Genomic DNA, 13545 nt, shown 5'->3' with positions numbered 1-13545 from the left:
TAGCCCTGAACTACCACTTCAACTGAGGGCCAAACCGAGGCCAATGGGCGCGCCGGTCAGTCGGCGCCTTCCTCGGGATCGATGGCCGACGCCTCGGTGGCCAGGACCTCGATCTCCTGGTTCTGTCCGGCAACGACGGTGAAATCCTTCTGGTAGATGCGGTCGCGGTTCTTGGCGATGATGGTGTATTGGCCTTCGGCCAAGACCATCGAGGCGAAGGCGCCGACGGCCTCCTTGATCGGGTCGCCGGATTCGTTGAGCAGCGACCAGGATGTATCGGCGATGGCCTCGCCGCCGGTCTCGCGCACCAGCTTCATGGTCTCCTCCGCCGCGCGATGCTCGACGGTGGCTTCGGTCAGCTTGCCGGCTTCGACGCGGATGTCGGAGCGAATGACGGCATTGACCGCGCCATAGGTGGAGACGACATGATAAACGCCGGCGTTGAGCCGCACGACGCTGTTCGGCTCGACATCGGGAATGATCAAAGCGCGGTCGCCATTGGCCTCGGCGGTGCCCTCATAAATGGAGAAGCGCAGTTTTTTCGGCGGAATACGCACGCCGCCCGACAGCACCGCGTCGAGCTTGAGGCCGCCGGCATCGAGCACCAGGCTTTCGCGCCTGGCGTCCTTGCCGACGGTGATGCGCTTGGTGGCGCCGGCGCGTCCGTATGAGGCGTGGACCAGATAGCTGCCGGGTTCGAGCTGGAACACGGCGCTGCCGCCATGCGCGGAAGCCACCATCGGCAGCTTGCCGTCGCCGGCGGCCTCGGGCTTGAAGACGCGCCAGACGATGCCGCGCGTGATGTCGGCGCCCTTGTCGGTCAACTGGGCCGACAGCGTTATGGCGCCGCCGCCACCTAGTGCCAGCGGCGTCTCGCCCTTGGGCGGTGCATAGCTCGAAATATCGGGGAGTTTCAGATTGCCGATGCCGTCGGCATTCTGCGCCATGGCCATCGAGGCCGGCGCAAACAGCGCTACGGCGAGCCAAATCAGGAAAAGGCGCGATGTCCCCTCAAACATGCCTTGCGTTGAAGCCCAAGGCGGTGGCAATTTCAAGGCTTAAGAGTCCGATCCGCCTTGGCAACGGCTCTTTCGTCCGGCGCGTCCGCGCCAATGCACGAGCCGCCCCACCCGCAATGGCGCGCTTCAGCTCAAAATCGAGTGCTTTAGGAGACCTGGCCCCATGGCGTCGCCGATCATCGACTTCCTGCTGACCCGAAACTCCGCACCGATTCCTGAATTGAAGGAACCGGCGCCCAGCGATGGCGATATCGCGACCATGATCGCGGCTGCAAGCCGTGTGCCCGATCACGGCCGACTGGAGCCGTGGCGCTTCATCCTCTATCGCGGCGAGGCGCGACTCGAGATCGGCAGGAAGCTGGCGGCGCTCGCCGAACAGCGCGAAGGACCGCTGCCGGAAAACCGCCGCAACCAGGAACTGGCTCGGTTTTCGCGTGCGCCGCTGGTGATCGGCGTGGTCTCGAGCCCGAAGGACAATCCAAAAATCCCGCAATGGGAAATGTTCCTGTCCGGCGGCATGGCGGCGATGAACCTGATGATCGCAGCCAATGCGCTGGGCTACGGCACCAACATGATCAGCAACTGGTATTCCGACGTGGCGGAGGGCAGGGCGCTGCTGGGAGTGGCGCCACAGGAACGTGTTGTCGGCTTCGTCCATATCGGCTGCTATCAGGGACCGGCGCCGGAACGGCCGCGGCCCGATCCGGCAAAGCTCTATGCCGATTATGCGGGGCCGTGGAACGGCTGACACCCGAAAGCGATTCCCCTTTATTTAAACACAGGCTAAGACAGTGGCTTCGGCGATGCGTTGGGGGTTGGCGCATCGACCATGGGGATTTTTTTGGGGGTCGCCGGCGACATGAAGAAACGAGACTCGCTGCGAACCCGGCTGCGCTATGGGTTTGACAAGAGCATGGCGGCCGGGCCGATCGCGCTGATCGGCTGGCTCGCCGTCGCTTCGCTGCTGATCATCATCGCCGCCGCGGCTTTTCTTGCGGTGACCCGCATCGCGCCGGAGGGCGGCGAACCACTGAACTTCTTCGAAGCATTCTGGGAATCGCTGATGCGCACGCTCGATTCCGGCACGATGGGCGGCGACACCGGCTGGGCCTTTCGTCTCGTCATGCTCTTTGTCACGCTCGCCGGCATCTTCGTCGTGTCGGCCCTCATCGGCGTGCTCAGCGCCGGCGTCGACAGCAAGCTCGATGAATTGCGCAAGGGCCGTTCGCGGGTGCTGGAGAGCGACCACACCATCATCCTCAACTGGTCGCCGTCGATCTTCGACGTCATCTCCGAACTCGTCATTGCCAATGCCAGCCGCCGCCATCCGCGCATTGTCGTCATGGCCAATATGGACAAGGTGGCGATGGAGGACGAGATCGCCGCCAAAGTCGGCAGACTGGGCAATACACGCATCATCTGCCGCAGCGGCGACCCGACCGACCTCTACGATCTGGCCATCGTCAACCCGCAGACCTCGCGCTCGATCATCGTGCTGTCGCCGGACGGCGACGACCCGGATTCGCAGGTGATCAAGACGGTGCTGGCGCTGGCCAACGACCCGAACCGGCGCACGGCGCCCTATAACATCGCCGCCGAGATCCGCGACGGAAAGAACGCCGAGGTCGCCCGCGTCGTCGGCGGGGCCGAGGTACAGCTTGTCCTGGCCGACCAGCTGATCTCGCGAATCGTCGTGCATTCGAGCCGGCAGTCGGGTCTCAGCGGCGTCTATTCGGAGCTGCTCGATTTCGACGGCTGCGAAATCTACACCACCGAGCAGCCTGATCTCACCGGCAAGACCTTCGGCGAGGCAGTGATGGCGTATGAGCATTGCACGCTGATCGGGCTCTGCGACCAGCAGGGGCGCGTCAATCTCAACCCGCCGTCGGAGCTGGTAATCGGCAAGGACATGCGCGCCATCATCATTGCCGAGGACGATGCCGCCATCAAGCTGGGAAGCGCCGGAGCCAAGATCGATGCCGCGGCGATTCTTCGCCATCAGCCCATCGAGGCGAAGCCGGAGCGCACGCTGATCCTTGGCTGGAACCGGCGCGGTCCGATCATAACCTATGAACTGTCGCGCTACGTCGCACCTGGGTCAATCCTGACCATCGCCGCCGATACGCCTGGCCTCGAGCAGGAAGTTGCCGGCCTGCCGGTCGTCGGCGACAATCTGTCGGTTTCCTGCCGCATCACCGACACGTCGAGCAGCACAGCACTGGCAAGCCTGGACGTGCCTTCCTACGACCACGTGCTCGTCCTTGGCTACAGCGAGACCATGGCAGCGCAGCCCGCCGATACGCGCACGCTGGTGACGCTGCTGCATCTGCGCAAAATCGCAGACGATGCCGGCACGCACATCTCGATCGTCAGCGAGATGATCGACGTGCGCAACCGCGAGCTGGCGGCGGTGACTAAGGCCGATGATTTCGTCGTCAGCAACCGGCTGGTCAGCCTGATGCTGGCGCAGGCATCGGAGAACCAGCATCTCGCCGCGATCTTCGATGATCTGCTCGACGAGGAGGGCTCCGAAATCTACATGCGTCCGGTCGGCGACTATGTCGCCATCGACCATCCGGTGACGTTCTGGACGATCGCGGAATCGGCGCGTCTGCGCGGCGAGATCGCCATCGGGCATAGGCGCGTTCGCGCTGCGCAGAATGATGAGCGGGCTCTGGGCGGCGTCACCGTCAACCCGTTGAAGTCGCAAGCGCTGGCCTACCTGCCGGAGGACCGGGTCATCGTGCTGGCGCGGGACTAAACCCCGGCTGCCTTGGCGCGAGCCAGAAGCCGCTCGGCGAGCCTGAGATGCGGCCGGTCATACATCTTGCCGTCAATGCCGACCACGCCAGGATTTCCGGCCGCCTCGAAGGCCGCGACGATGGCCTGCGAGCGTTGCACTGCCTCCGCCGACGGTGTGAAGGCGGCGTTGATGACCGGCACTTGCGCCGGATGGATTGCCATCTTGCCGGTAAAGCCGTCACGCTCGGCCTCCGTGCATTCGGCTTCGAAGGCGGCCATGTCGCGAAAGGCGGGGAAAACCGTGTCGATCGCCGCGACTTCAGCTGCGCCGGCGGCAAGGATGGTCATGGTGCGGGCAAGGCGGAAGACATCGGTGTAGCGGCCGTTGTCGTCGCGCGCAGCCTGCGCGCCGATCGCCGCCGACAGATCTTCGGCACCCCAGGTGAGGCCGGCAAGCCTGGCGCTTGCCCCGGCATAGGTCGCGGCGGCCAGCAACCCAGCAGCGGTCTCGGTAATGATCGGCAGGATCTTGATCGCGCCATCCGGCAATCCGTTTTCGGCCTCATGTACGCGGAGCTTTACGGATAGCTGCTGGACATCCTGGCCGCTGTTCGACTTCGGCAGCATGATGCCGTCGGGTTTGACCGGAACCAGGGCGGCCAGATCATCGTCGGTCAACCCGGTCGATAGGTCGTTGACTCTGATATAGATGGCGGAGCTTGTCTGCTGCCGGTTGCCGGCGATAAAGCGTGCCGCGATGTCGCGTGCCGTCGCCTTGTTTTGTGGCGCCACCGAATCCTCGAGATCGACGATGACCACGTCGGCGCCGGCGCCAAAACCCTTCTCCAGTTTCTTTTTGGAATCCCCGGGCACAAACAGCAGCGAGCGCATCACGCCGCCTTTTTCATCATCATCGCCTGGCGCGTGCATTTGGCAACGAGCACATCGTTCTGATTGTAGGCGTGATGCTCGAACTCGACGATGCCGCGGTCCGGCTTCGATTTCGAGTCCCTGACTGAGAGCACCGTCGTTTCGACACGGATGGTGTCGCCGTGGAAGACCGGGTGCGGAAACACCGTCTCCTTCATGCCGAGATTGGCAATTGTGGTGCCGACGGTGATGTCATTGACGGAAATGCCGATCATCAGGCCGAGCGTGAACAGCGAATTGACCAGCGGTCTGCCCCATTCGCTCTTGGCGGCGAAGTCGAAGTCGATGTGCAGCGGCTGCGGGTTCAGCGTCATCACCGAGAACAGCATGTTATCGCTTTCGGTGACGGTCTTGCGCAGCGTGTGCCGAAAGACATGTCCGACGACGAACTCTTCGAGATAAAGCCCGGGCATCGTTTTTCTCCTCCGCTGCCTGACGGTTGATAGGCGCTGCCCATGCCACCCGCAAGCCAGTTAATAAACATGGTGAACCGTTCGTAAACCATTTCTGCCTAGGGTCATTCCTGGGGCCGGAAGCTTTCCGGCAAGGGGCGTAGCAGGCAGTATGGTTGTCTCCCATTTTCTCAAATGGATCTACACCGCGAGAGTTTCGGAGCGCGCCGCGGCGGCGAGCGCGCTGGCCCGCGCCTACGTCAATTCCGACCTGCCTTTCGAAGACCGTTGCGCGGCCGAAGCGGCGCTGACGCTGCTGCTCGACGACGCCTCGTCGAAGGTGCGGTTGGCTATGGCCGAAGCGCTGTCGATGAGCCATCACGCGCCGCTGCAGATCATCAGCGCGCTTGCCTCCGATCAGCCGGAAGTGGCAGCCCTGGTGCTGGCGCGCTCCCCGCTGCTGACGGACGCCGACCTGATCGACCGCGTCGCGGCCGGGCACAAGGCGACGCAAAAACTGATCGCCGACCGGCCGGTCGTTTCGATGGCGGTTGCCGCGGCGATCGCCGAGATCGGCGAACCGGAAGCGTGTGCGGCGCTGCTCGCCAATGACGGCGCCGACATAGCCTCGCTCTCCTTCCGCCGCATCGCCGAGCGGCATGGCCATATCGCTCATTTGCGCGAGGCAATGGTCACGGATGTGCGGCTGCCGGCCGACTGCCGGCACATGCTACTGGTCAAGCTCGGCGAAACGCTGAAGGCTTCGCCGCTGGTGATGGCGCTGATGGGGGCGGCCAGAGCCGAGCGCGTCACGCGCGATGCTTGCGTCAAGGCTTCGGTGCGGCTGGTCGAAGGCACGCGCGCGGAGGAACATGCGGCACTTATCGAACATCTGCGCCTGCGCGGCGACCTGACCGCAAGTTTCATCATCCGTGCCATTGCCCACGGCAAGGTCGACTTTTTCGGCTCGGCCCTGGTTGCGCTCAGCCAGCAGTCGGAGCAGCGGGTGCGGGCGCTGCTTGCCGGCGGCCAGGACGTTGCGCTGCAGGCGCTGTTTCGCAGCGCCGGCCTTGCCGCGCCCACCCATGGCATCATTCTGCGGGCACTCAAGATCTGGCGCGAGGTCGCCAATGGCAAGCGTGTCGCCGGCGTGCAGGAAGTCAGCTGGCTGATGCTGAAGGAATTGGGTGGTCAGGCCGCCGAAGGCGATCTCGCCGGCCTGGTCAAGTCGATCCATCTCGATGCGCTACGCGAAAACGCGCGCGGCCACGCGCTGGCGATAGCGGCGGCTTGACGTCCTAGCCGCGATCCCTCGCAAAAAAATCCGGAAAGTCTTCGATCGCGGCGGCGATGATGCGCAGCGAGGCTGCGATTTGCAGCATATCCGCACTGCTGCTGCGCTCTGAGAGGCCTGCTGCATATTGCCGGGCCACAGTGATGGTTGCCGTCTGCGGATCGCCGGGTGCGCGAAAGAGCAGTTCACGCGCCAGGCCGCGCAGGAAATTGTCGATCGAAAGCGCGGTTTCGGAAGGAATGGCCGGGCTCTGCTGCGCGGCGCGCAACCGCAGGATTTCAAGGCCGACGGTGACGGCGGCGACGCCGCCGCCCAGGATGGCATCGCCTTTCCTGCCGGTATTCTGCAGCAGCGGCATCAGCTGGTTGATGCGGTCATAGGCAAGGCTCTCGAAGGCCGAACGCCGCGGCACCCGCTCATGCAGGCACAGGCGGGCCAGATCCTCGCGCATGGCGCGCACGATGCGGTTGGCGGCGAGCCATGGATCGGCGGGCAGCACCACGATGAAGACGCCGATTGCAAGCAGGATGCCGACCAGCACCGACGCCGAGCCGGCGAAAAACGGGCCTGGGGCATAGGTCATCGCCTGATGCGGGCTGAGGAAGGCGAGGAAATTGATGGCGAAGGCCGTCGCCACGCCGACGGTGCGCGGATTGGCCATGCCCAGCGCCGTCGGTACCAGGATCGGCACGACAAACAGCGTGAACCAGCCGAAGCCGGGCAGGGCAGGCAGCGCGACCTGGCCAACGAGGAAGGCAAAGGGCAAAGCCAGCAGCGTTCCCCTGAAGAAGCCCCAGGACACCCGCACCGGGTCAGGCCGCGCGGCGAAAAGACTGGAGACGACGGCAACGAGGATGACGGTGCCGGCCGCGTCGGACCATTTCGTCGTCAGCCAGAAGGCGGCGACCGCCAGCGTGGCCAGCGCCGCGCGTATGGCATTGCGCGAAGCCCCGGGATAATCGCGGTGCACCACCAGCGCAGGCTGCTGCCTGTTCATCCGGCTCGGGCGCGTCACTGGTGCGCGCAGGGCGTCGAGGCCGCGCAGCACCTGCTTGAAGGCTTCGGCGAAATCGGCGGCGATGGTGAGGCGGGTTATGGTGCCGACCCTGTCGTCGCCCTGATCGGTCGAGGCGTCGGGCATTTGCCGGGCCTTGCCGGCAATCGCGTCGAGCCGCGTCACCCAGGGCGACGTGTCGTCCAGCGCCTCGGGCGTCGCTGCCAGCTCGCTGACCAACGACTGCAGTTCGGAGCGTACCGGAATGAGCGCTGCGTTTTTCGGCGCGGCATGCGAATGCAGCGCGCGCGCCGCCGACAGCGCCGAGAGAAGCTGACCGATGGTTAGGCGGACCGGATGGGCGCGGGTGGCGAAGCTCGGTGCTTCGAGCCGGGCATAGGCGCGCATCTCGGCCAGCATCTGGGCGTCGGTGATCAGCTTGCGGTGCAGGCCGGCCAGCGTCGCCGGGTCGCCACCGGAAAAAGCGCCGCCTGCATAGGTTGCAAGGTCGAGGATGCTGCGCTTCAGCCTGGAGATGATGGCGTCAGCGGCCAGCTTGGGCAGGATCAGCCGGCTGGTCAGGCCGGCGCAGACGATGCCGAGCACGATCTCGGCGCAGCGCGCGACAGCGAGATCGACGACCACGTGCGGCTGGCCGAAAGCCGGCAGCCCAATGATCATCGCGGTATAGCCGGCAAGTGCGGCGCCATAGGCTTCCGGATTGCGCAGCAGCGACGAAACCAGCGTGCACAGCCCAATCCAGACGGACAGCGCCGTGACCAGCAGCCAGGGATTGGTGCCGAAAACCGAGGTGATGCCGATCGCCGCAAGTCCACCGGCCAGCGTGCCGAGCAGCCGGTAAAAACCTTTCGCCAGCACCATGCCGGCGACCGGCTGGGCGACGATGAAGACCGTCATCATCGCCCATTGCGGGTGGTCGAGTTTTAGCGCGTAAGCAGCGAGAAGCGCGATCAGACCGGCCGAAACCGTGCGCAGGGCGAAAATCCAATCCGAGCGCGTCGGCTGCGTCAGGCCCGCCAAACTGGTTTCGAAGTAGCTCTTCAGCCGCGCCCAGATCACAAGCTGGTCTCCGTATCGGAAGCGCAGGCTAGAGCAATTCGAGGAAAAGTGTGAAACGGTTTTCCGCCCGGAACTGCGTCAAAACAAAGAGTCGGCCGGCGCTCAGATATCCAGCACTTCCGTTGCGGCGAATTCGGCGCGTTCCTGGATGAAGCGGAAGCGGGCTTCCGGCTTGGTGCCCATCAGCGCGTCGACAGCATCCTTGGTTGCCGCCACGGCGTCGATGACATCGACCCTGAGCAGCGTGCGCTTCCTCGGGTCCATGGTGGTTTCCTTCAGCTGCCCGGCCATCATTTCGCCCAGGCCCTTGAAACGGCCGATCTCGACCTTGGCGCGGCCGGTGAATTCGGTGCGCAACAGCTCGTCCTTGTGCGCATCGTCCCTAGCATAGGCAACCTTGCCGCCTTGCCGGATCGAATAGAGCGGCGGCACCGCCAGATACAGATGGCCGCCATTCACCAGGTTCGGCATTTCCTGGTAGAAGAAGGTGATCAGCAGCGAGGCTATGTGAGCGCCGTCGACGTCGGCGTCGGTCATGATGATCACGCGGTCATAGCGCAAATCCTCGTCGCGGTATTTCGAGCGCGTGCCGCAGCCGAGCGCCTGAATCAGGTCCGAAATCTGCTGGTTGGCGGCGAGCTTGTCGTTGCCGGCGCTGGCGACGTTGAGGATTTTTCCGCGCAGCGGCAGCACCGCCTGGCTCGCACGGTCGCGCGCCTGCTTGGCCGAGCCGCCGGCCGAGTCGCCTTCGACGATGAACAGTTCGGCGCCCGCGGCGGCATTCTGCGTGCAGTCGGCGAGCTTGCCGGGAAGGCGCAGCTTGCGCACCGCGCTCTTGCGCGACACTTCCTTTTCCTGGCGCCGGCGCACCCGCTCGTCGGCGCGCGCAATCACCCATTCCAGCAGCTTGGAGGCTTCCTGCGGATTGTCGGCCAGCCAGTGGTCGAAGGGATCGCGGATGGCGGTCTCGACAATGCGAATGGCTTCGATCGTTGCCAGCCTGTCCTTGGTCTGGCCGACGAATTCCGGCTCGCGAATAAACACCGATAGCATGCCTGCCGCCGAGATCATCACGTCTTCGGAGGTGACGATCGAGGCGCGCTTGTTGCCGACCAGGTCGGCATAGGCCCGAAGCCCGCGCGTCAGCACATTGCGAAAGCCGGCCTCATGCGTGCCGCCTTCGCCGGTCGGGATTGTGTTGCAGTAGGAGTTGACGAAGCCGTCACCGCCGAACCAGGTCACCGCCCATTCCAGCGAACCGTGGCCGCCCTGCTTCTCGCTCTTGCCGGCGAAGATTTCGCGGGTCACCTGGAAATCATCGCCGAGCGATGCCTTGAGATAGTCCTTCAAGCCGCCGGGGAAATGGAACTCCGCCTTGGCCGGCGTCTGGTCCTTTTCCTTGATCAGCGATGGGTCGCAGCTCCAGCGGATCTCGACGCCGCCGAACAGATAGGCTTTCGAGCGGGTCATGCGATAGAGCCGCGCCGGCTCGAAGGCGGCGCCCTTGCCGAAAATCTGCTCGTCGGGATGGAAGCGGATTTTGGTGCCGCGCCGGTTGTGCACTTCGCCGAGCTGCTCCAGCCCGCTCACCGGAACGCCGCGCGAGAACCTTTGGCGGTAAAGCTGGCGACCGCGCGCGACCTCGACTTCGAGATGGTCCGACAGCGCATTGACGACCGAGACGCCGACACCGTGCAGACCGCCGGAGGTCTCATAGACCTTGCTATCGAACTTGCCGCCCGAATGCAGCGTCGTCATGATGACTTCGAGCGCCGGTTTCTTGAATTTCGGATGCGGATCGACCGGAATGCCGCGGCCATTGTCGGTGACGGTCAGAAACCCGTCGGCCGACAGCTCGACATCGATGAAGGTGGCATGGCCGGCGACCGCCTCGTCCATCGAATTATCGATGACCTCGGCAAACAGATGGTGCATCGCCTTGTCGTCGGTGCCGCCAATATACATGCCGGGACGGCGCCGCACCGGCTCCAGCCCCTCCAGCACCTCGATGTCGGCGGCACTATAGCCCTCGCTGCCGTCCTTGGTCGCAACGGAACGTTTCGTGGCCTGCAGCAGCGGGTCGGCCGGCCGCGCCGGTGTCCGAGCCGATTGGGGCTGCTTTTCCAGATTGCCGAAAAGATCGTTGTTGTCGTCCATGCCTGCCATAGAATCCGGTGCCGCGAATCACCCGTCGATACTGCCACGCTTTTCGGCGCCAAGCGACGGAAGTTCCTGTTACGTTCGGGGATTAAACCCTTCTTATCCTAAAACCTTTCGATAACCAAGCCGGCGGAAATAGGTCCTGCGAGAGCGGCCGCGATTCCTGAATCTTTAACAAAGCGGCCTAGCGTCGCCTCAACAAAACAAAAGACCACGAATGTCAGGGGTTGGTTGTGAGGGGCAAGGCCATAACGATGATTGGCATCGCTGCCGTCTTCGGCGCGATTTCAATCTTTGCCGCGGATTTCTGGGTGAAAAGCCAGGCCAAGGCCGATGCCGAAGAGAAAACGGCGTCGATCCCGGCGCCCGCCGTCCCCAAGGTCGTCTTCAAGACCATAGTGGTGGCCAACGCGCCGCTGCGTTACGGCATGGAGCTTGACCGGGCGCAGCTCAGCGAAATCCCATGGTCCGAGGATTCGGTGCCGCAGGGCGCGTTCACCACAGTCAATGCATTGCTCGCCGAAGGCAGCCGCGTGGTATTGTCGCCGATCGAGGTCAACGAGCCGGTGCTGATCAGCAAATTGTCGGGGCCGAACGGCCGCGCGACGCTATCAAACATGATGACGCCCGGCATGCGGGCGGTGACAATCCGCACCGACGAGATCGCCGGTGTCGGCGGCTTCGTCATGCCGGGCGACCGGGTCGACGTGGTGCTGACACGCGATGCGGGCGAAATCCAGGAAGTGGCCAAGAACGCACAGGGCGCTGCCGGATCGACCGTTACCTCCGAGATTGTCGTCTCCGACGCCAAGGTGCTGACCGTGGGGCAGGGCGCCGACGAGCGCCAGACCGCACCGCAGATCGCCAATTCCGTCACCATCGAGGTGACGACCGAAGGCGCGCAGAAAGTGGCGCTTGCCCGCACCGTCGGCACCTTGTCGCTGTCGCTCCGCTCGGCCGCAGACGGAGGGGCCGCCAAGGACGGCGTCACCACCATCTCGTCCTTCGGCGGATCGGTCGCCTCCGGCGTCCAGGCCGCTGCCGGCGCGCTGTTCACTGCCGCGACCAAGGAGCCTGAGAAGCCGAAATTCAAGACGATCATCGTGACGCGCGGCACGCAGGTCGAAGAATACCAGGTTCCTGCGCGGGACCAGCAATAACTGCCGGTGGGGACCGGGCGAGGGACGGGACAGATGTCGGGACTTCATGCATTTCGAACTACGAAAGGGCTGCGCCCAATGCGGGCGCTTGCGGTGGGGGCTTGCCTGGCCGCGGCCGCAATGCTCGGCCTCAGTGCGCCAGCCAAGGCCGACAACGATATCGTCCATGTCTCGTCCACAACGAATGCGTCGATCAAGGTAGCCAAGGGCAAGCCGAAGACGGTCATGACCAATGCCGCCTTCTACCAGATCGTCATCGGCGATCCGGAGATCGCCAACGTCAATCCGCTGACCGACAAATCCTTCTATGTGCTGGGCAACAATCTCGGCACCACCGGCATCGCGCTGTTCGACGAGAACAAGCAGTTGGTCGGCACCGTCGACATCGAGGTGACGCTGGACACCGACCAGCTGGCCAGCACCATTCGCGCCAGCGTGCCGGACGCCAAGATCAAGGTCGGCTCGGCCAATGGCCGCGTCGTGCTGTCGGGCGAGGCCGATGACGCGGTCGCCGCCGAGAAGGCAAGCAAGATCGCCAGCCGCTTCTCCGGCAATGAAGAAGTGATCAATTCGGTCAACATCTCGTCCTCGCAGCAGGTTCAGCTCAACGTCCGCTTCGTCGAGATCAATCGCCAGGCCGGACAGGATCTCGGCGCCAAATACAGCGCCAATTTCGCTTACGGCATTGGCGGGCGCGACGTCACCCTCGATCCTGGCACGGTGCCGGGAGCCGGCAATGGCGAGATCATCGGCCGGCTGCTGTCCAACGGCCTGTCGATCGACGTCGCCATCAAGGCGCTGGAGGAACGTGGTCTCGCCAGGCGGCTGGCCGAGCCGAACCTGATCGCCCGCTCGGGCCAGACGGCAAGCTTCCTCGCCGGCGGCGAGTTCCCGATCCCGGTCTCCGAGGACAATGGCAAGATTTCCGTCAGCTACAAGAAATACGGCGTCAGCCTCGACTTCACGCCGACGGTTCTCAAGGACGGGCTGGTGAGCCTCGACATCGCGCCGGAAGTGTCCTCGATCGACGCTTCGGCCTCCTACAATATCGGCAATATCTCGGTCCCGGGCTTTATCGTGCGCCGCGCCAAAACATCCGTCGACCTGAAGAATGGCCAGAGCTTCATGATCGCCGGCCTGCTGCAGTCACAGAACGACATTACCACATCGCGTCTACCCGGCCTCGGCAAGCTGCCGGTGCTCGGCTCGCTGTTCTCCTCCAAATCCTATCAGCGGCGCGAGACCGATCTGGTGATCATCGTCACCCCCTATCTGGTCAAGCCGGTCGATCCGTCGAAGAAGCTGCTCGAGCCGACCGACGGCACGCAGCCGGCCAGCAATGTCGACTATTTCCTCAACAACACCGAGGAAGTGAAATCGTCCGAAGCCAATCGTGCAGTGGCAATGGCCAGCGGCAGTACGGCACAGCCGGCCGCGGTCACCACCGTCGGGCATTTCCTCGACCTGCCGAAGGATTGAAGCCATGCGCGTGGAATCATGCATCGCCCTGCTGATCGCCGGCCTCGCCGGCGGCTGCACCAGCGACGACTATGTCCGCTCCGAGGGACCGACGATTGCCGCCGGCAACGCACAGGCCGCCAATACGGCCATGCAGATGGTCGATCCCTGGAAATACGGCGTCCAGAACACCAGGCTGCTGGTGCCGGCGCAGCGCAGTGAGGCGGCAGTCAACGCCGCCGACCAGGCTGCTGCTGCCAAGGCCGTGCAACCGACAGCGACAACCGATTGATTTGCCCCGGTGATTTGACCGGGA

The 13545-nt window shown here is 64.1% G+C and carries 11 protein-coding genes; 6 read left to right on the top strand and 5 right to left on the bottom strand.

Annotated elements, in window-relative coordinates; genetic code table 11:
- Positions 1–56 precede the first annotated feature (56 nt).
- Entirely contained in the window at positions 57–1019 is a 963-nt protein-coding gene (locus AC3EMP_RS23400) for a hypothetical protein (RefSeq protein WP_023695450.1), read from the bottom strand.
- 163 nt (positions 1020–1182) lie between these two features.
- Between AC3EMP_RS23400 and AC3EMP_RS23395 the strand changes: the two genes are divergently transcribed.
- Positions 1183–1767 (top strand): nitroreductase family protein, encoded by a 585-nt coding sequence (locus AC3EMP_RS23395; RefSeq protein ID WP_352711456.1) that lies wholly within the window; start codon positions 1183–1185, stop codon positions 1765–1767.
- Between the two features lie 111 nt (positions 1768–1878).
- Positions 1879–3780 (top strand): CASTOR/POLLUX-related putative ion channel, encoded by a 1902-nt coding sequence (locus AC3EMP_RS23390; RefSeq protein WP_352711453.1) that lies wholly within the window; start codon positions 1879–1881, stop codon positions 3778–3780.
- Here AC3EMP_RS23390 and AC3EMP_RS23385 read toward each other — a convergent pair.
- Together AC3EMP_RS23385 and AC3EMP_RS23380 are read right to left on the bottom strand one after the other, a co-directional pair.
- A complete protein-coding gene (locus AC3EMP_RS23385; protein WP_352711565.1) occupies positions 3777–4652 on the bottom strand; it encodes an HpcH/HpaI aldolase/citrate lyase family protein in 876 nt (291 codons plus the stop codon). The two genes, AC3EMP_RS23390 and AC3EMP_RS23385, sit on opposite strands and share 4 nt — an antisense overlap.
- A complete protein-coding gene (locus tag AC3EMP_RS23380; protein WP_444848965.1) occupies positions 4652–5164 on the bottom strand; it encodes a MaoC family dehydratase in 513 nt (170 codons plus the stop codon). The genes AC3EMP_RS23385 and AC3EMP_RS23380 overlap by 1 nt, the downstream gene beginning before the upstream one ends.
- 91 nt (positions 5165–5255) lie before the next feature.
- On the opposite strand from AC3EMP_RS23380, the gene AC3EMP_RS23375 reads away from it, so the two are divergent.
- Positions 5256–6377, top strand: coding sequence for a DUF2336 domain-containing protein (locus AC3EMP_RS23375; protein WP_352711451.1), 1122 nt, complete (start codon positions 5256–5258; stop codon positions 6375–6377).
- A gap of 4 nt (positions 6378–6381) precedes the next feature.
- Here the strand turns inward: AC3EMP_RS23375 and AC3EMP_RS23370 are convergent, their stop codons facing one another.
- Both AC3EMP_RS23370 and parE read right to left on the bottom strand, forming a co-directional pair.
- Positions 6382–8451 carry an FUSC family protein gene (locus AC3EMP_RS23370; RefSeq protein WP_352711448.1) on the bottom strand — a complete coding sequence of 690 codons (2070 nt, stop codon included), beginning with the start codon at positions 8449–8451 and terminating at the stop codon, positions 6382–6384.
- A gap of 102 nt (positions 8452–8553) precedes the next feature.
- On the bottom strand, positions 8554–10608 hold the full coding sequence (gene parE / locus AC3EMP_RS23365) for a DNA topoisomerase IV subunit B (protein WP_352711446.1): 2055 nt from the start codon (positions 10606–10608) through the stop codon (positions 8554–8556).
- A gap of 257 nt (positions 10609–10865) precedes the next feature.
- Between parE and cpaB the strand changes: the two genes are divergently transcribed.
- The 3 genes from cpaB to AC3EMP_RS23350 all read left to right on the top strand — a co-directional run bounded on the left by cpaB (position 10866) and on the right by AC3EMP_RS23350 (position 13521).
- The gene (gene cpaB / locus AC3EMP_RS23360; protein ID WP_023701208.1) at positions 10866–11771 is read left to right on the top strand and encodes a Flp pilus assembly protein CpaB; all 906 of its coding nucleotides are present in this window, start codon (positions 10866–10868) and stop codon (positions 11769–11771) included.
- A 78-nt stretch (positions 11772–11849) separates the two neighbouring features.
- Complete coding sequence (locus tag AC3EMP_RS23355) at positions 11850–13250, top strand: type II and III secretion system protein family protein (RefSeq protein WP_031197419.1); 1401 nt, start codon at positions 11850–11852, stop codon at positions 13248–13250.
- A 4-nt stretch (positions 13251–13254) separates the two neighbouring features.
- A complete protein-coding gene (locus tag AC3EMP_RS23350; protein ID WP_023667602.1) occupies positions 13255–13521 on the top strand; it encodes a hypothetical protein in 267 nt (88 codons plus the stop codon).
- Positions 13522–13545 lie beyond the last annotated feature (24 nt).

It is taken from the genome of Mesorhizobium sp. P160219 (assembly GCF_057786095.1).
Note: the sequence above shows the minus strand (reverse complement) of the source record. Positions and strands in the feature narration are given on the sequence as shown.